This is a genomic window from Rathayibacter sp. VKM Ac-2801 (genome assembly GCF_009834245.1).
GTDB lineage: Bacteria > Actinomycetota > Actinomycetes > Actinomycetales > Microbacteriaceae > Rathayibacter.
In genome coordinates this window covers 1153419-1170955 of the sequence record NZ_CP047183.1, presented here as the reverse complement: position 1 = coordinate 1170955, position 17537 = coordinate 1153419, and the positions used below count along the sequence as shown (strand labels likewise).

Here is a 17537-nt window from a genome sequence, read left to right as displayed (position 1 = left end):
GGCTCCAGAGGACGGACGGCCGGGAGGACGCTCCAGTGTACGCGGGGTCGGGCGGGACCTACGGGGCCGGCGTCAGCTCGTCGGCGGTCGGCTCGCCGAGGCCCGAGACCGCGATCGAGGACAGCAGGGAGCCGGCCCAGTCGCTCGGGGTCTCCTGCACCGTGTCGCTCGCGGGCTGCTGCGCCTGCTGGGCGAGCGTCACGTCGTCGAGCACGAGGTAGCTCACCTCGCCGGGCATGACGAAGTAGAGGCGCTCCCGGGCCTGGGCGCGGATGAACGCCGGGTCGGACCAGCGGGTGCGCTGCTCGTCGAGGTTCTGCGCCTGCGTCTTGGCCGCGTCGACGGAGCGCTGCAGCTCGGCGATCTCGGCGCGCTGCTCGACGAAGTTCTTGATGCTCGGGGCGAGCACGACCACCGCGAGGATCATGATCCCCATCACCAGCAGCGTGAAGCCCGAGCCGCGGACGCCGGCGATCCACGCCGACGAGGGCGGGGCGGGCGGCTGCTTCGGGCGGGGAGTGCGCGGGGCGGACGCGGCGCGCGGCGCGGAGGGCGTGCGGAGGCCGGAGCCCCCTCGCGGCTTCCCGGCGGACGTCGCGCCGGTGGCCGGTCGCTCGGGGACCGGGACGGGAGCGGGCCATCGGGGCGCGCTCCCGGGAGCGGAGGGGCGGCGGGGCGGACGGGCCATGGGCGGGTGCCTCCTCGATCGCGGCGGGGGAAGTGGAGCGGCCCCGGCGCCCGCACCGAGGTGCTGGGCTCCGGGGCCGGTCCGGCGTGCCGAGACTACGCGGAGAAGCGCGGGAAGGCGGAGCGACCCGCGTAGGTCGCCGCACCTCCCAGGATCTCCTCGATGCGCAGCAGCTGGTTGTACTTCGCGACGCGGTCCGAGCGGGCCGGGGCGCCGGTCTTGATCTGGCCGCCGTCCACCGCGACCGCGAGGTCGGCGATGGTGGTGTCCTCGGTCTCGCCGGAGCGGTGCGAGAGGATCGCGGTCATGCCGTTGCGCTGGGCGAGGGCCACGGCGTCGAGCGTCTCGGTGAGCGTGCCGATCTGGTTCACCTTGACCAGGATCGAGTTGCCGGCCTTCTCGGCGATGCCGCGGGCGAGGCGCACGGGGTTGGTGACGTACAGGTCGTCTCCGACGAGCTGCACCTTGTCGCCGATCGCCGCGGTGAGGTGGGTCCAGCCGGCCCAGTCGTCCTCGTCCAGCGGGTCCTCGATCGAGACCAGCGGGTAGTTGGCGACGAGGTCGGCGTAGTAGGAGGAGAGCTCCTCGGCCGAGAGCTTCTTGCCCTCGAACGTGTAGGCGCCGTCCTCGTAGAACTCCGAGGAGGCGACGTCGAGCGCGAGCCCGATGTCCGTGCCGGGGGTGAAGCCGGCGGCCTCGACGGCCTTGAGGATGAAGTCGAGCGCCTCGCGGTTGGTGGGCAGGTCGGGGGCGAAGCCGCCCTCGTCGCCGAGGCCGGTGGCGAAGCCGGCCTTCTTCAGCTGCGCCTTGAGCGCGTGGTAGATCTCGACGCCCCAGCGCAGGCCCTCGGAGAAGGACTCGGCGCCCAGCGGGACGGCCATGAACTCCTGGATGTCGACGCCGGTGTCGGCGTGCGCGCCTCCGTTGATGATGTTCATCAGCGGCACGGGCAGGGTGTGCGCGTTCGGGCCGCCGACGTAGCGGAAGAGGTCCAGGTCCGACGACTGCGCGGCGGCCTTGGCCACGGCGAGGCTGACGCCGAGGATCGCGTTCGCGCCCAGGCGGGACTTGTTCTCGGTGCCGTCGAGCTCGATCAGCTCGGCGTCGACGAGGCGCTGGTCGGTGGCGTCGAAGCCCTCGATGGCCGGGCCGATCTCGTCGATGACGGCGTCGACGGCCTTCTGCACGCCCTTGCCGAGGTAGCGGTCGGAGTCGCCGTCGCGGAGCTCGTACGCCTCGAACGCGCCGGTGGAGGCGCCGGACGGGACGGCCGCTCGCGAGGACGCGCCGTCCTCGAGCAGGACCTCGACCTCGACCGTGGGGTTGCCACGGGAGTCCAGAATTTCTCGGGCGACGACTGCCTCGATAAGGGCCACAACTATCTCCTCTTGACGGATGGGCTCCCGGAGACGGGAGCGGTCGGGAAGGAGTCTACTGACCGCCTCCGAAGCGCAGGAGACCGCGGCCGGTCGTAGACTCCCAGGGCCCGATCGCCGGACGGCCCGGGCGCACCCGCCGACCCGGAGGTTCCCCGTGACCACGACCGCCGCCGACCACGTCGACCGCCTCACCGCCGTCGTCCCGGACTTCCCGAGCCCGGGCATCCTGTTCCGCGACCTCACGCCGGTCTTCGGCGACGGCGAGGCGCTGCGGGCGGTGGCCGACGCCCTGATCGAGCCCTACCGCGGCCGGATCGACGCGATCGCGGGCGTGGAGGCGCGCGGGTTCCTGCTGGCCGCGGCGGCCGCCTACTCCGCGGGGCTCGGCGTCGTCACCATCCGCAAGCCCGGCAAGCTGCCGCGGGCCGTGCTCCGCGAGCAGGCGACCCTCGAGTACGGCGAGACGATGCTCGAGGTGCACGAGGACGCGGCGCCCGGAGGCTCGCGCCTGCTGCTGGTCGACGACGTGCTGGCGACCGGGGGCACGCTCGACGCGAGCCGCCGCCTGATCGAGCGCGCCGGCTGGAGCCTCGAGGGGATCGCGGTGGTCATGGAGCTCGACGGGCTCGGCGGCCGCGAGGTGCTGGCCGGCCACCGCGTCGACGCGATCGTCACCGTCTGACCCGGCCCCGTCGCTCCGCTCCCCCTGCCCTGTCCCCTTCCCGCCCGCCTTTCCTCCCGTCCGCGAGATGCCACTTCGGTACGCGACACGCCGGTGGAGGCGTTCCGAAGTGGCATCTCGCGGAGAAGTGCAGGAGGGGGCGATCAGCTCAGGGAGAGGGACATCCGGGAGAGGACGAAGGTCTCGAGCACCTGCACGAGCATGTAGAGCACCAGCGAGACGCCAGTCACGAGCACGACCGCCGACCAGACGTCCGCGAAGCGGGCCTGGGCCGACCAGGCGTTGATCGCCCCGCCGATGCCCGAGCCGGTGGAGAGCCACTCGGCGAGCAGCGCGCCCGTGATCGCTCCGGGCACCGAGATGCGGATCGCGGCGAAGAGCGAGGGCAGCGAGCCGGGGATGGCGACCTTGCGGATCGCGGTGAGGGTGCTGCCGCCGTAGACCGCGACCACGTCGAGCATCTGCGGGGAGGCGTTGTTGAGGCCGAAGGCGATCGTCACCAGCGCGGGGAACAGGACGACGATCCCGCCGATCACCGCGACCGAGGCGATCGAGCCGGTCCCGAAGACGAGGATGATCAGCGGCGCCATCGCGATCAGCGGCACCGAGCGCAGCAGCATCGCGAACGGCATCAGCGCGTGCTCGATGCCCTTGGACAGGCGGAACAGGATCGCGCCGAGGATCGCCACGACCAGGCCGGCCGCGAAGCCGATCAGCGCGTCGCCCATGGTCACCGCGAAGAGGCCGCCCAGCTCGGCGCGGTGCTCCGCCGCCTTCGCGTCCGTGACCAGGTGCTGCCAGACGTCCCACGGGCCCTTGACCACGTAGGGCGAGACCCCGCTGAAGAGGACCACGCCGATCCAGATCGCCAGCACGATCACGATCGTCGAGAGGGCGACGAGCAGGCTCTTGCGCAGGCTCGTGAGAGTCGCGCCGAGGGCGGCCGTGCGCAGCTGGCGCCGCAGCTCGTCGACCGCGAGGATCGACGTGGCCGTGGACTGCTCCGTGCGGTCGGGGACGGTGGTCGTCATGGTCATGCCCGCTTTCCGGAGGACCAGGGCGCGATGAGGCGCCCGATCAGTCCGACGATGCCGTAGCCGAGGAGCGCGACGCCCGCGCAGAGGAGGAAGAGCGCCCAGACGCGGGGTGAGTTCAGCGAGACCTGCGCCGCGACCAGGATCGGGCCCACGCCGGTCTCGATCTTGCCGAAGTACTCGCCGAGGATCGCGCCGAGGAAGGCCGCGGGCACCGCGATCTGCAGCGCCGACAGGATGTTGGGCAGGGCCGCGATCAGGCGGACCTTGCGCAGCTGGGTGAACCGCGAGCCCCCGTAGACCGTGACGACGTCGAGCGCCGCCTTGTCGGCCGCCTTCAGCCCGAGCAGGCTGCCGACGACCGTGGTGAAGAACACCGAGAGGCCGGCCAGGAAGATCGCCGTCGCGCTCGCCTTCCCGGGAGCGTCCGCGCCGCCGAGGATCAGCAGCACGATCGCTCCGATGGCGACGATCGGCACGCAGTAGGTGATGACCGCGAGCTGCGAGACGACCCCCTCCAGCCAGGGCAGGACCAGCACGAGCGCCGAGAGCACGAGCGCGATCAGGTTGCCCCAGAAGTAGCCGACCGCCGCCTCGCCGATCGTGACCGAGAAGTTGCGCCAGTAGAAGCCGGCGCCGTCCTCCATCGCGGTCTGCACGACCTGCACGGGAGTGGGGACGGGCGCGTAGGTCGCGGTGCCGGTGGGCGCGGTGACGAGCGCCACGATCCACCAGACGGCGACGATCGCCGCGACGCCGATCAGCCCGGTGAGCCACGGAGGGAGGGACAGAGTGCGGCGCGGGGCCGCGGGGAGCGTGGTGGCCACGGTGCCTCCTAGACGCGGTCGTCCGCGGCCGCGCCGCCGTCGCCGAACAGCAGCTCCGAAGCCTGGTCGACGTAGGCGTGGAACTCGGGGGTGCGCTGCATCTCGGGCGTGCGCGGGCGGGGCAGGTCGATGTCGATGATCTCCTTCACCCGTCCCGGGCGCGGGCTCATCACCGCGACGCGGTCCGAGAGGAAGATCGCCTCCGAGATGCCGTGCGTGACGAGGAGCGTCGTGGCGGGCTTCTCGGTCCAGATCCGCAGCAGCTCGAGGTTGAGCTTCTGCCGCGTCATGTCGTCGAGAGCGCCGAACGGCTCGTCGAGCAGCAGGACCTCGGGCTTGAGGATCAGGCACCGCGCGATCGACACGCGCTGGCGCATGCCGCCGGAGAGCTGGGCCGGCTTGGCCTTCTCGAAGCCGCGGAGGCCGACGAGGTCGATCAGCTCGTCGATGTACGACTGGTCGACGCTCGTGCCCGCGATCTCGAACGGCAGGCGGATGTTCGCCATGACGCTCCGCCACGGCAGGAGAGCGTGGTCCTGGAAGGCGATGCCGAGCTTGTTGTCGCGGCGCAGCTCCTGGGGGGTGCGGCCGTCGACGCGGATGGAGCCGGACGTCGGCTCCTCCAGGCCCGCGAGGATGCGCAGGATGGTCGACTTGCCGCAGCCCGACGGGCCGAGCAGGGCGAGGAAGCTGCCCTGGTCGGTGTGGAGGTCGGTGTCCTGCAGCGCCGCGACGCTGCGCGAGCCCATCCGGAACGTCTTCGACAGGCCGTGGATCTGGATGCCGGTGCCGCCGGCACCCTGGTCGCGCAGGGTGCCGGCGTCGGTCGTGTCGGTCACGAGTGGTGCCCTTCGTGGATCAGGTTCAGGCCGCGTACTTCATCAGCTCGGGGTTCTCCTCGTAGACCTCGTCGAGGAGGGTCAGATCGAAGAGGTCCTCGGCCGTGACGTCGATCCCGGCGCCCGCGAGGGACGCGATGGTCTCGGACTGCAGCGTCTCGGAGATGGTGAAGAGGCCGTTCGAGACCGTCTCGTCCGAGACGACCAGCTCCTCGGCCTGGATGGTGGCGCCCTTCTTGGAGGACTCCTCGTTGAGGCCGAGGTCCTTGCCGTAGTTCTCGACGGCGAGCATCGCGCCCGCCTCCGGGTCGTTGACCGCGTCGGTCCAGCCCTTGATCTCGGCGACGAGGAACGCCTTCAGCGCCTCGCGCTTCTCGGCGATCGCCTGCTCCGACACCGAGAAGGTCTCGGCGACGAAGGGGAGGCCGTTGTCGGCGAAGGGCAGGTTGACGACCTCGTAGCCCTCGGCCGCGACCGTGATGGCCTCGTTCGTCAGGTAGGCGATGAAGCCGTCGACGGTGCCGTTGACGAGGACGGAGGGGTCGTACTCGACGGGGACGACCGTGAGGTCGGACTCGGAGAGGCCGTTCGCGGCGAGCAGCGCCTGGAACAGGGAGGTGTTCGAGGCCTGGACGCCGATCTTCTTCCCGGCGAGGTCGGCCGGAGTGGCGATGTTCCCGGCGGTCTTGATCGAGAGGACCGTGAAGGGGTTCTTCTGGTAGGTCGCGCCGATGATCTTGAGCGGGGCCTCCTGCTGGGCGATCGCGGTGCCGATCGAGACGGCGTCGCTGAGCGCGACGTCGGCACTGCCCGAGAGCAGCTCGGCCACGCCGGTCGAGGGGCCGGGGGTGAGCGTCACTCCCGAGAGGCCGGCCTCGGTGAAGTAGCCCTTCGAGTCGGCGAAGAACTCGCCCGCGAACTCCTCGTTCTTGATCCAGGAGAGCTGGACCTTGAGGGTGCCGAGGTCGCCGCCGTCCGCGGCGGACGCGCCGGAGGAGTCGGAGGCGCAGGAGGCGAGGACGGAGGCGCCGCCGATCGCGAGGCCGGCGACGCCCGCCAGGCGGAGGAGGCTGCGGCGGTCGAGGCTGGTGGAGCGGAAGGGCGACAGGGTCAAGGGGGACTCCTCGGGTGGGATCGTCAGGCTGCTGCAGTGCGGTGCGCGGGGTCGCGACGGGGTGCCCGTGCAGGCGCGCCAAGCCGCGCCGATCGGGTGCCTCGACGCTATCCGGGGGAGATTTCTCGGGTGTGTCCGCAGATTTCGCGGGTATTAAGGCTCTCACGGATCCGACAACGATCCGACCAATCCGGGGGGATCCGCTGACGGATCGTCTGAGACCCTGTTCAGCCCCGACGGCCGGCCCCGCTCCCGCCCGGCCCCTGCCTCGGGCGCGGCTCAGCGCCGGCGGCCGGCGGCGCTCACCCGAGGCCGCCGGCGACGCTCAGCCGAGATCCTTGAAGGAGAGGTCGGCGGCGGAGGCGGCGTCGCGCGGAACGAGCGCGAAGCGGGTGAAGCCCGCGGCGGCCGCGCGGTCGAGCAGCGGGGTGAGGTTCTTCGCCCGGCGCTCGAGGCGCACGCGCGATCCCTGGGCGATCAGCTCCTGCTTGAGCGCGAGGAGCACCTCGGGCGCCGCGTCGCGCTCGTGCACGAGGACGACGGCGTCGGGGCGCTCGACGACGGCGCCGCCGATCAGCTCGACGATCCGCTCGAAGCCGATCGAGAAGCCGCAGGCCGGCACGTTCTGCCCGAGGAAGCGGCCGATCATCCCGTCGTACCGCCCGCCTCCGCCGACCGAGGAGCCCGAGGACGGGTGCGCGATCTCGAAGATCGTGCCGGTGTAGTAGCCCATCCCGCGCACGAGCGTGGGATCGAAGCGGAGCGAGACGCCGGCGGGAAGCGAGCGCAGCGACCGGGCGAGGGTCTCGAGCGCGAGCACCGCCTCCGGGTCGATGCCCTCGGGCAGCACGTCGAGGATCGCGGACTGCTCGAGCGCCACTCCCCCGGCGGCGACCGCCTGCTCGATCCGCGCGAGGTAGCCGCCGAGGACCGCGGCCGCGTCCGGCCCGTCGGCCTCGAGCTCGGCGACGACACCGGCGGCGCCGATCTTGTCGAGCTTGTCGATCGAGATCAGGGCCGGGCCGAAGCGCTCGGGGGCGAAGCCGCAGTGCTCGAGGATGCCGGTGAGGATGCGGCGGTCGTTGATCCGGATGGTGCAGTCCTCGAGGCCCAGGGCGTCGAGCGCGGCCGCGGTCGCCGTGATGAGCTCGACCTCGGCCAGCTGCCCGGGCTCGCCGATGATGTCGATGTCGCACTGCACGAACTGGCGGTACCGCCCCTTCTGCGGGCGCTCGGCGCGCCACACCGGCGCGATCTGCACCGAGCGGAAGACGGCCGGCAGCTCGGCGCGATGCGAGGCGTAGAAGCGGGCGAGCGGCACCGTGAGGTCGAAGCGCAGGCCGAGGTCGGCGAGGGCGGAGGCGTCGTCGACCGCCGCCAGGTCGTCGCGGGTGAGCCCGCGGCGCAGCACGCTGAAGGCGAGCTTCTCGTTGTCGCCGCCGAGGCCGGAGTGGAGGCGGTCGAAGTCCTCGACCACGGGCGTCTCGATCTCGTCGAACCCGTGGGAGGCGTACACCCGGCGGATGACGCCGAGCGCGTGCTCGCGCTTCGCCTTGTCGGCGGGGAGGAAGTCGCGCATGCCGCGGGGCGGGGTGATCGGGGAGGCCATGACGGCGATTCTCCCAGATCGGCCGAGCCGGGCCGGCGGGGGACTCAGTCCGCGCGCCGCTCCTGCTCCAGCGCGCGGATCTCGTCCTGCAGGTCGCGCGTCGCCGTGCGGAGCGCGCGCTCGGCGTCGAGCCCCTGGGCGCGGGCGGAGGCGACGATGGCCAGCAGCAGCGGGCCGAGGTCCTCCTCCGACTCGATGGGCAGCGGGCCCTGGCCGGCGTCCACGACGCCCAGCGAGGTCGCCTTGCCGATCACCTTGTCGGCGAGCGCGAGGGCGGGCATGCCCTGCGGGATCCCGTCGAGCGAGCTGGTGCGGTGCGGCTTCTCGGTGCGCTTGAGCTCGTCCCACACCGCGATCACGTCGTCGGCCGTCTCGGCCGTGGCGTCGCCGAAGACGTGCGGGTGGCGGCCGATCATCTTGGCGTTCATGTGCGCCGCGACGTCCTCGATGGTGAAGGGCTCGGCGCTCTCGGCGGCCAGGTCGGCGTGGAAGAGCACCTGGTACAGGACGTCGCCGAGCTCCTCGATCAGGTCCGCCCGGTCCCCCGCCTCGATGGCGTCGACGAGCTCGTGTGACTCCTCGATCAGGTAGCGCACGAGCGACTCGTGGGTCTGCTCGGCGTCCCACGGGCAGCCGCCCGGGGCGCGGAGGACGTGGACGGTGCGGATGAGCTCGTCGAGCCGGGGATGCGCGGTCACTCGGCCATCCTCGCATCCGGTCCGGCCGCCACCGCGGACATCCGGGCGGGGCGGGCGCCCGGGAGCCTCAGGCCCGCGCGAGACGCCGCCGCGCGACGAGGAGGCACCCGCCGGCGACGAGCGGCACCGCGGCGAGGAGCGCGGGCGTCGCGGCGACGGCAGCGGTGGTCGAGGCGCTGACCAGTGCGCCCGCCAGGTTCCAGAGCACCACCACGGCGCCGGCGCCGTCGCCGATCGGGAGCGGCACCGGGCCGAGCAGCTGCGGCGGCAGCGGACCGCGGGTCGCATCCATCGCCCGTGCGGCGACGGCGACCACGGCGGTCGCGACGGCCACGGGCACCGCCGCGCCCGGGAGCAGCAGCGAGGCCGCGAGGGCGCCGAGCACCGCGACTCCGACCGCGAGCACCAGCGGGAGCACGGCGTGCAGGAGCAGCAGCTCGAACGGGCCGGGAGCGAGGAGCGCCGGCTGACCCGCGGTCGCGGCCGCGTGGCGGAAGCCGTCGCTCCAGACGCCGGCGCCGAGGTAGGCGAGCAGACCCGCCGCGGCGGCCGGGAGTGCGAGGAGGGAGGACGGGACGACCGCGGCGAGCACAGCGGCGGCGCCCGCGGCGGCCAGGGCGACGACCGCGACCGCCGAGCGGCCGGGAGTGCGGAGCGCGCCGATCGCGTCGCGCACCGGCACCGCGAGGGCGAACGGGGAGAAGCGGACGGCTCGGAGCCCGCGCCCGGTCCACGGGAGAGCGCGGTAGCCGTCGAGCGACTCGGCGAGATCGCCCGTCGCTCCGAGCCGGGCGGTCGCCGACCACTGCCGGGCCTGGGCGAGGAGCCGCGGGCCGCGCGCGGCGTCGAGCAGGCGGGGCGCCGCGGCGAGGAGCACCGCGGCCGACGCGAGCAGCACGGTCGCGGCGCGCACCTCGTCCACTCCGCTCACGGCCGAGGCGAGGAGGACGCCCGGCGTGAGGAGCCCGGGCAGAAGGGACCCGAGGACCGCGAGGGAGGCGAGGAGGCCCGCCGCGAGCGCGGGCAGGCGCGAGGGCAGGCACTGACCGGCGAGCCAGGCGACGGCGAGGAGACCGGCGAACGCGGCGCCGCTGACGACGGCCGGGAGGAGGGGCGCGGAGGCGGCGAGGGCGAGGAGCGAGGCGACGGCGGTGCAGGCCGCCACGAGACCGGCCGACGCCCTGACCACGGGCCGGCGGAGCACCGCCCAGCGGCGCAGGTCGGTCGCGAGCAGGACGGCCGTGGTGTGCGGCTCCCCGACCGCGGGTCCGCGCACCCGGCCCAGGAGCACGGCGGCGGGCAGGGCGAGACCCGCGGCGAGGGCGATCAGCGGCTCCGGCGCGGCTCCTGCCTCGGCGGCGAGGAGTGCGAGGGCCCGGGCGACGGGGAGGACGACGACGAGGACGGTCATCGCGGCGAGGTAGCCCGCGTAGGCGCGCGGTCTCGGCGGAGCCGCGGCACGGCCCCGGTGGAGAGCCCGCACCTCGGTGACGCGGGCCCCCTCCGCGCGCGTCACGCCCGCTCCAGCTCGACGACCCGCGCGCCCAGGCCCTCGATCAGCACGGGGCTGTGGGTCGCGACGACGAGTGCGCGCGACGCGGCGGCGCGCCGCAGGACCTCCGCGATCAGCGGCACCCGCTCGACGTCGAGCCGCTGCTCCGGCTCGTCGAGCAGCAGCACCGCGGAGGGACGCGCCAGCACGAGCGCGAGGGAGAAGAGCTGCGTCTGCCCGGAGGAGAGCTCGTGCGGGAAGCGGCGGGCGAGCGGAGCGAGCGCGAGCGCATCGAGACCTGCTGCGGCCTCGCGCCGGGCGGCGGCGACCGGCGCGCCCCACGAGACGGCGACCATCGCGAGGTGCTCCTCGAGGGTCAGGTCCCGCTCGAAGGGCGGGGTGCCGATCAGGGCGGCGACGGCGCGGCGGTGGGCTCCGGAGCGCTCCTCCGGGGCGCGCCCGGCCACCCCCACGACTCCTTCGCTCGGAGCGGTGAGACCGGCGATCACCCGGAGGAGGGTGGTCTTGCCGGTGCCGTTGCGGCCCGTCACCGCGACCCGCTCCCCCGCCTCCACCCGGAGCGAGCACGGGGCGAGCAGCTCGACGCCCGACGCGCGCACCGCGACACCGCGGACGGCGACCAGCGGGCCGGCGAGCGGCTCCGGCTCTCGGGGACGTCGGGCGGCGAGGAGCGGCATGCCCTCCATCCTGCCAGCGGGCACTCCCGAGGCGGCGACGCCTCCCGGGGCGCGGCAGCAGGAGCTGCGCGCCACCGGGGAGCGCCGCCGGAGGACCTCAGACGGTGACCGGCTCCGGGAACAGCGCGTCCAGGAGCGACGCCACCCACTGGATGAGCGCCCGGTCGCCGAGCGGGACGCCGTCGAGCACGGGCATCGGCACGACGACCGCGTCGGCCTGCTGCAGGTACTTCGCGGTCGGGTACATCCGGCGCAGGCGCACCTGGATCGAGTCGGGCAGGTGCGCGGGAGCCACACGGACGTTCGAGCCCATCGCGACCACGTCGCTGAGGCCCGCCTTCTGCGCGCGCATGCGCAGCCGCGACACCAGGATGAGGTTCTCGACCGCCTCGGGCAGCTCGCCGTAGCGGTCGGTCAGCTCCTCGACCACGAGGTCGATGCTCCCCTCCTTCGCCGTCGGCGACGACGCGGCCGACAGCTTCTGGTACGCCTCCAGGCGCAGCCGCTCGCTGTCGACGTACTCCTCCGGGATGCGCGCGTCGACGGGCAGCTCGAGCCGCAGCTCCGTCTGCCCCTCGGCGACCTCGCCGCGGAAGGTGTCGACGGCCTCGCCGATCATCCGCAGGTAGAGGTCGAAGCCGACGCCCTGGATGTGCCCGGACTGCTCGCCGCCGAGCAGGTTGCCCGCGCCGCGGATCTCGAGGTCCTTCAGCGCGATCTGCATGCCGCCGCCGAGGTCCGAGTTGGCGGCCAGGGTCTGCAGCCGATCGTGCGCGGTCTCGCTCAGCGGCTTCGTCTCGTCGTAGAGGAGATAGGCGTAGGCGCGCTCGCGGCCGCGGCCGACGCGCCCGCGCAGCTGGTGCAGCTGCGAGAGCCCGTACTTGTCGGCGCGGTCGACGATCAGCGTGTTGGCGTTCGGGATGTCGAGGCCGGTCTCGACGATGGTCGTCGACACGAGGACGTCGAACTTGCGCTCCCAGAAGTCGACGATGATCCGCTCGAGCTGCGATTCGCTGAGCTTGCCGTGCGCGACCGCTATCCGCGCCTCGGGCACCAGCTCGGCGAGCTGCGAGGCGACGCGGTTGATCGTCGAGACGCGGTTGTGCACGAAGAACACCTGGCCCTCACGCAGGAGCTCCCGGCGGATCGCGGCCGACACCTGCTTCTCGGAGTAGGGGCCGACGAAGGTGAGGATCGGGTGGCGCTCCTCCGGCGGCGTGGCCAGGGTCGACATCTCGCGGATGCCGGTCACCGCCATCTCGAGCGTGCGCGGGATGGGCGTGGCGCTCATCGAGAGGATGTCGACGTTCTTCTTCAGCGCCTTGAGCTTGTCCTTGTGCTCGACGCCGAAGCGCTGCTCCTCGTCGATCACGAGCAGGCCCAGGTCCTTGAAGACGATGTTGTCGCTGAGGAGCCGGTGGGTCGCGATGACCATGTCGACGGTGCCGTCGGCGAGGCCCTCGATCGTCTCCTTCGACTCCTTCGCGCTCTGGAACCGGCTGAGCGCCCGCAGGTGCACCGGGAAGCCGGCGAAGCGCTCCTGGAACGTCTCGAGGTGCTGGCGGACCAGCAGCGTCGTCGGCACGAGCATCGCGACCTGCTTGCCGTCCTGGATCGCCTTGAAGGCCGCACGCACGGCGACCTCGGTCTTGCCGAAGCCGACGTCGCCCGAGAGCAGGCGGTCCATCGGGATCGGCCGCTCCATGTCGGCCTTGACCTCGTCGATGACGGTCAGCTGGTCGGGGGTCTCGGCGAACGGGAACGCCTCCTCCAGCTCGCGCTGCCAGGGGGTGTCCGGCGGGAACGCGTGCCCGCGCGAGGCCATCCGGGCGGAGTAGAGCTTTACGAGCTCGACCGCGATGTCGCGGACCGCGCGACGGGCCTTGCTCTTGGCCTGCGCCCAGTCGCTCCCGCCCATCTTGCTGAGCGCCGGAGCCTCGCCGCCGACATAGCGGGAGAGCAGGTCGAGCTGGTCCGTGGGGACGAGCAGCTTGTCGCCGGGGAACCCGCGCTTGCTGGGGGCGTACTCGAGCACCAGGTACTCGCGGCGCGTCTTGATCGCGTTGCGGCCTCCGCTGGAGACCTCGCGCTGCGAGAGCTCCACGAACCGGCCGATGCCGTGGGTGGCGTGCACCACGAAGTCGCCGGGGGTGAGCTGCAGCGGATCGACGACGTTCTTGCGGCGCGACGCGAGCTTCTTCACCGCGCGGGAGTCGTAGCCGACGGTGCGGCCGTAGAACTCCGTGTCGGTGAGCAGGGCGAGCTTCGCCTCCTCCACCTCGAAGCCGTGGTCGACGGAGGCCTGCACCACGTAGGCGAGGCCCGTCTCGAGCCCGGCGGGGAGGTCGGCGACGATGCGGGCGGCGACCTCGTGCTCGGCCAGCACCTGGTCGGTGCGCTCCACCGTGCCGGTGCCGGGCGCGGTCAGGACCACGGTCCAGCCGTCGGCCAGACGCGCGCGGACGTGGGCGAGGGCGCCCTCGACGCTCGCACCGAATCCGGGGACCGGCTCGCCCTCGACGCGGACGGCGAGGATCTCGTCGATCCCGAGCTCCTCCGGCAGCACCTCGGCCTCGCCCGCGGCGGGGCCCTGGCGGAACGTGCTCATCGTCCACCACGGGTGGTCGGGAGCGTCGGCCCCCGGGGCGCTGAGCTTCACGGAGTAGCGGAGCGCCCCGAGCGAGATGAACTCGCCCGAGGCGAGGTCGATGGGGGCCTCGGCGCCGGCGGTCGCGGCGCTCCACGCCGCCTGCAGGAACTCGCGATTCGTTTCGGCGAGGCTGATCGCCCGCGTCGCCACGCGCTCGGGAGCGAGGACCGCGACGGCCGCCCCCTCGGGGAGGTAGTGCGAGATCGGGACCAGCCGCTCCAGCAGCGCGGGAGCGAGCGACTCCATCCCCTCGACCGGGATGCCCTCGGCGATCTTCGCGAGCATCGCCGACAGGCTCGGGAACTCGTGCAGCATCTCGCGCGCCCGCTGCCGCACCGCGGGCACCAGCAGCAGCTCGCGGCTCGGCGGGAGGACCACCGAGTCGGCCTCGCCCGGGAGCGAGCGCTGATCGGCCACGGAGAAGCCGCGGATGGAGTCGACCTCGTCGCCGAAGAAGTCCACCCGGCTCGGGTGCTCGGCCACTGCCGGGAAGACGTCGAGGATGCCGCCGCGCACGGCGAACTCGCCGCGGCGCGTGACCATGTCGACCCGGGCGTACGCCAGATCGACCAGCTCGGCGGAGATCCGGCCGAGGTCGTAGCCGCGAGCGCCCTTCACGAGTCGGATCGGCTCGATGTCGGCGAGGTTGTCGGCGACCGGCTGCAGCGCCGCGCGCACGGAGGCGACCACCACGAGGGGCCGCTCGCCGGACCACTGCTTCATCCGCCGCAGCGCGTCCAGGCGCCGCCCCACGATCTCGGCGCTCGGGCTCAGGCGCTCGTGCGGCAGCGTCTCCCACGCGGGGAACTCGACGACATCCGCGTCGGGCAGCATGCAGCCGAGGGAGGCGCGCACGTTCTCGGAGTCGCGGCCCGTGGCCGTGACCACCAGCGCCGCCTGCGGCCTTCCCGCCTCGGCACGCCTCTCGACGAGGCCCGCGAGCAGGGGGACCCGGAGGCCGTCGGCCACCGAGAAGTCGGCGTCCCGCACCGCGTACGCGAGAGCATCGTCGAACGTGGAGGCGCGCGACAGCGCCGAGATGATCTCGTTGAGGGGCACGGATCCAGTTTACGGCCGCCCCGCGCACCGACCGCCGAGGGAACCCTGAACCGTCGAGGGAGCCCGGAGCTGCGGGCTCCCTCGACGGTCCGGAGTTCCCTCAGTGATGGGGGGCAGGAGTGGTGGGGTCAGCCGCTGGTGTGGAACTTCAGCTGGGCGGCGGAGAGGCCGGAGTCGGCGATGAGCTCGACGGCGTCGGCGGCGTCCGAGACCAGGATGGGGAGCGCCTCGCGCTCCGGGCCGGCGAAGTCCTTCAGCACGAAGTCGGCGGCCTGCTGGCGGCCCGGCGGGCGGCCGATGCCGACCCGCACGCGCAGGAACTCGGCCCCTCCGGTCGCCGCGAGGATGTCGCGGATGCCGTTGTGCCCTCCGTGACCGCCGCCCTGCTTGAGGCGCAGGGTGTCGAAGGGGATGTCGAGCTCGTCGTGCACGACGATCAGGTGCGCCGGATCGATCGAGTAGAAGTCGAGCAGCTGCGCCGTCGGCCCGCCGGAGAGGTTCATGAAGCTGTTGGGCTTGCCCAGCACGAGCTTCGGCCCGCCCGGGCGGAGGAAGCCCTCGGCGACCACGGCGTTGGCTCGGTTGTGCCGGCGGAACGAGCCGCCGATGCGCGCCGCGAGCTCGTCGAGCACCATCTGGCCGACGTTGTGCCGGTTGCGCGCGTACTGCGCGCCCGGGTTGCCCAGTCCGACGACCAGCCAGGTGTCACCCATGTCGTTCCTCTTCCTCGGGGGCGGCGGAGGGACTCCCCCACCGGACGCGGAACGGGCCCGCCGCGGCTGCGAGCGGGCCCGTTCCCGGGGTGGTGCGGACTACTCCGCGGTCTCGGCGACGACGTCGCCCGAGGCCGGGGTCTCGTCGTCCTCGCCCAGGTCCTGCTCGACCTCGGCGGTGACGTTGACGATGAGCACCTCGGCGTCGGTGACCAGCGTGGCGCCCTCGGGGAGCGTGACGTCGGCGGCGGTGATCTGCGTGCCGGCCTCGAGGCCCTCGACGGAGACGACGATGTTCTGCGGGATGCGCGTGGCGTCGACCTCGAGCGAGAGGGTGTTCGACTCGATCGAGACGAGGGTGCCGGGAGCGGCGTCGCCCTCGACGTGCACGGGGATGTCCACCTCGACCTTCTCGCCCTTGTTGATGACGACGAGGTCGATGTGCTCGATGATCTGGCGCACCGGGTCGCGCTGGATGTCCTTCACCAGCGTGGTCTGCGCCGCGCCCTCGATGTCGAGCTCGAGGATCGCGTTCGCCTTGCGGGTGAGCAGGAGCACCTGGTGGCCCGGGAGGGTGAGGTGCTGGGGCTCGGTGCCGTGGCCGTAGAGGACCGCGGGGATCTTGTCCTGCGCGCGGATCTTGCGGGCGGCGCCCTTGCCGAACGAGGTGCGGACCTCGACGACGACCTTGTTGGTCAGTTCAGCCATGATGTTCTCCTTGGGCGGCGCGCACGCCACCGGATCGGGTCGTGGCCTGCGGCCACGGACGGTTTGTCGACTCGAACGCATGTCAGCGTGAGGAGAAGTCCGTGGCGCCCCGTGGGGGCCTCGCCTGCTTCCACCGCGTCGATCACGGATGCACGTGCATCCCTCGCCGAAGTTCAGCTGCCGATCCTACCCGGCATCGCGGCCGCCCGCCAGCAGGCGGTCGCGCCGCCGGACTCGGAGCCGGAAGTCCAGGCGGACCGCCTACCGTGCCGGTATGACGAGCGACGACTTCGGCTCCTACGTCGAGAAGAACGGCTTCCACCGCGACACGAACTACATCCCGACGCGGATCACCGCCGACGGCCGCGACGGGTACCCGGTGGAGGCGGGGCGCTACCGCCTCGTCGTCTCCCGCGCCTGCCCGTGGGCGAACCGCGCCGTGATCGTGCGGCGCCTGCTCGGGCTCGAGGACGCCCTCTCGATGGGCATCTGCGGGCCGACGCACGACAAGCGCAGCTGGACCTTCGACCTCGACCCGGGCGGCGTCGACCCGGTGCTGGGCATCCCCCGCCTCCAGGACGCGTTCTTCGCCCGCTTCCCCGACTACCCGCGCGGGATCACCGTCCCGGCCCTCGTGGACATCCCGAGCGGCCGGGTCGTCACCAACGACTACCCGGTGATGACGCTCGACTTCTCGACCGAGTGGACCGCGTTCCACCGCGACGGCGCCCCCGACCTCTACCCCGAGGAGCACCGCGAGGAGATCGACGAGATCGCCGAGCTGGTCTTCCACGACGTGAACAACGGCGTCTACAAGTGCGGCTTCGCCGGGTCGCAGCGCTCCTACGACCGGGCCTACGACCGCCTCTGGGCTCGGCTGGACTGGCTGGAGGAGCGGCTGAGCACCCGCCGGTACCTGGTCGGCGACACCATCACCGAGGCGGACGTGCGGCTCTTCACGACGCTCGCCCGCTTCGACGCCGTCTACTACAGCCACTTCAAGGCCAACCGGAACCTGCTGTCGGCGATGCCCGCGCTCTGGGGCTACGCGCGCGACCTGTTCGCCACTCCGGGGTTCGGCGACACGATCGACTTCACCCATATCAAGTCGCACTACTACGAGGTGCAGCGGGACATCAATCCGACCGGCGTCGTCCCCAAGGGGCCGGACCTCTCCGGCTGGCTCGTCCCCTCGCGCCGCGAGGAGCTCGGCGGCCGCCCGTTCGGCGACGGCACTCCCCCGCCGCCGCCGATCCCGTCGGAGCGCGTCCCCCTGGGCCACGGCGCCTGACCCGCTCCGGCCGCGGTCGTCCCGGCGCGCGCAAGACCGTGCGCGCGCCGCACGAC

Annotated in this window: 15 protein-coding genes; 2 read left to right on the top strand and 13 right to left on the bottom strand. The window is 72.8% G+C overall.

All coding sequences use genetic code 11. The features are described 5' to 3' along the window. Positions 1–58: 58 nt before the first annotated feature. Positions 59–688: a septum formation initiator family protein gene (locus tag GSU45_RS05345; protein ID WP_159913320.1), complete on the bottom strand. Its 630-nt coding sequence runs from the start codon at positions 686–688 to the stop codon at positions 59–61. Positions 689–783: 95 nt separating this feature from the next. Then, entirely contained in the window at positions 784–2064 is a 1281-nt protein-coding gene (gene eno / locus GSU45_RS05340) for a phosphopyruvate hydratase (protein WP_159913318.1), read from the bottom strand. A 157-nt stretch (positions 2065–2221) separates the two neighbouring features. Between eno and GSU45_RS05335 the strand changes: the two genes are divergently transcribed. Beyond that, entirely contained in the window at positions 2222–2749 is a 528-nt protein-coding gene (locus GSU45_RS05335; protein WP_244248231.1) for an adenine phosphoribosyltransferase, read from the top strand. A gap of 143 nt (positions 2750–2892) precedes the next feature. Here GSU45_RS05335 and GSU45_RS05330 read toward each other — a convergent pair whose 3' ends face one another. The 11 genes from GSU45_RS05330 to GSU45_RS05285 all read right to left on the bottom strand — a co-directional run bounded on the left by GSU45_RS05330 (position 2893) and on the right by GSU45_RS05285 (position 16190). Then, positions 2893–3786, bottom strand: a complete 894-nt coding sequence (locus GSU45_RS05330; protein ID WP_159913314.1) for an ABC transporter permease subunit — start codon at positions 3784–3786, stop codon at positions 2893–2895. Next, positions 3783–4610, bottom strand: coding sequence for an ABC transporter permease subunit (locus GSU45_RS05325; RefSeq protein ID WP_244248230.1), 828 nt, complete (start codon positions 4608–4610; stop codon positions 3783–3785). Before GSU45_RS05325 ends, GSU45_RS05330 begins: the two co-directional genes overlap by 4 nt. Before the next feature lie 8 nt (positions 4611–4618). Then, positions 4619–5359, bottom strand: coding sequence for an ABC transporter ATP-binding protein (locus tag GSU45_RS05320; protein WP_159916900.1), 741 nt, complete (start codon positions 5357–5359; stop codon positions 4619–4621). A gap of 115 nt (positions 5360–5474) precedes the next feature. After that, entirely contained in the window at positions 5475–6563 is a 1089-nt protein-coding gene (locus tag GSU45_RS05315; RefSeq protein WP_244248229.1) for an ABC transporter substrate-binding protein, read from the bottom strand. A gap of 325 nt (positions 6564–6888) precedes the next feature. Beyond that, the gene (gene hisS, locus GSU45_RS05310) at positions 6889–8172 is read right to left on the bottom strand and encodes a histidine--tRNA ligase (RefSeq protein WP_159913312.1); all 1284 of its coding nucleotides are present in this window, start codon (positions 8170–8172) and stop codon (positions 6889–6891) included. Positions 8173–8216: 44 nt separating this feature from the next. After that, positions 8217–8870, bottom strand: coding sequence for a MazG family protein (locus GSU45_RS05305; RefSeq protein ID WP_244248228.1), 654 nt, complete (start codon positions 8868–8870; stop codon positions 8217–8219). A gap of 67 nt (positions 8871–8937) precedes the next feature. Next, a complete protein-coding gene (locus GSU45_RS17225) occupies positions 8938–10386 on the bottom strand; it encodes a hypothetical protein (RefSeq protein ID WP_244248227.1) in 1449 nt (482 codons plus the stop codon). Next, on the bottom strand, positions 10383–11060 hold the full coding sequence (locus GSU45_RS05300) for an ATP-binding cassette domain-containing protein (protein WP_159913308.1): 678 nt from the start codon (positions 11058–11060) through the stop codon (positions 10383–10385). Before GSU45_RS05300 ends, GSU45_RS17225 begins: the two co-directional genes overlap by 4 nt. A gap of 97 nt (positions 11061–11157) precedes the next feature. Then, positions 11158–14769 carry a transcription-repair coupling factor gene (gene mfd, locus GSU45_RS05295; protein WP_159913306.1) on the bottom strand — a complete coding sequence of 1204 codons (3612 nt, stop codon included), beginning with the start codon at positions 14767–14769 and terminating at the stop codon, positions 11158–11160. 128 nt (positions 14770–14897) lie between these two features. After that, entirely contained in the window at positions 14898–15482 is a 585-nt protein-coding gene (gene pth, locus GSU45_RS05290; RefSeq protein WP_159913304.1) for an aminoacyl-tRNA hydrolase, read from the bottom strand. Between the two features lie 99 nt (positions 15483–15581). Further along, positions 15582–16190, bottom strand: coding sequence for a 50S ribosomal protein L25/general stress protein Ctc (locus GSU45_RS05285; protein ID WP_104238997.1), 609 nt, complete (start codon positions 16188–16190; stop codon positions 15582–15584). Positions 16191–16464: 274 nt separating this feature from the next. Here GSU45_RS05285 and GSU45_RS05280 point away from each other — a divergent pair, with 274 nt between their 5' ends. Then, a complete protein-coding gene (locus tag GSU45_RS05280) occupies positions 16465–17481 on the top strand; it encodes a glutathione S-transferase C-terminal domain-containing protein (protein WP_159913302.1) in 1017 nt (338 codons plus the stop codon). The last annotated feature ends 56 nt before the right edge of the window (positions 17482–17537 follow it).

Bases quoted from the DNA above. Each gene is read 5' to 3' on its own strand.
- GSU45_RS05285 (WP_104238997.1), bottom strand. From the start codon at position 16,190: ATGGCTGAACTGACCAACAAGGTCGTCGTCGAGGTCCGCACCTCGTTC.
- GSU45_RS05345 (WP_159913320.1), bottom strand. From the start codon at position 688: ATGGCCCGTCCGCCCCGCCGCCCCTCCGCTCCCGGGAGCGCGCCCCGA.
- GSU45_RS05320 (WP_159916900.1), bottom strand. From the start codon at position 5,359: ATGGGCTCGCGCAGCGTCGCGGCGCTGCAGGACACCGACCTCCACACC.
- GSU45_RS05330 (WP_159913314.1), bottom strand. From the start codon at position 3,786: ATGACCATGACGACCACCGTCCCCGACCGCACGGAGCAGTCCACGGCC.
- hisS (WP_159913312.1), bottom strand. From the start codon at position 8,172: ATGGCCTCCCCGATCACCCCGCCCCGCGGCATGCGCGACTTCCTCCCC.
- GSU45_RS05280 (WP_159913302.1), top strand. From the start codon at position 16,465: ATGACGAGCGACGACTTCGGCTCCTACGTCGAGAAGAACGGCTTCCAC.
- pth (WP_159913304.1), bottom strand. From the start codon at position 15,482: ATGGGTGACACCTGGCTGGTCGTCGGACTGGGCAACCCGGGCGCGCAG.
- GSU45_RS05300 (WP_159913308.1), bottom strand. From the start codon at position 11,060: ATGCCGCTCCTCGCCGCCCGACGTCCCCGAGAGCCGGAGCCGCTCGCC.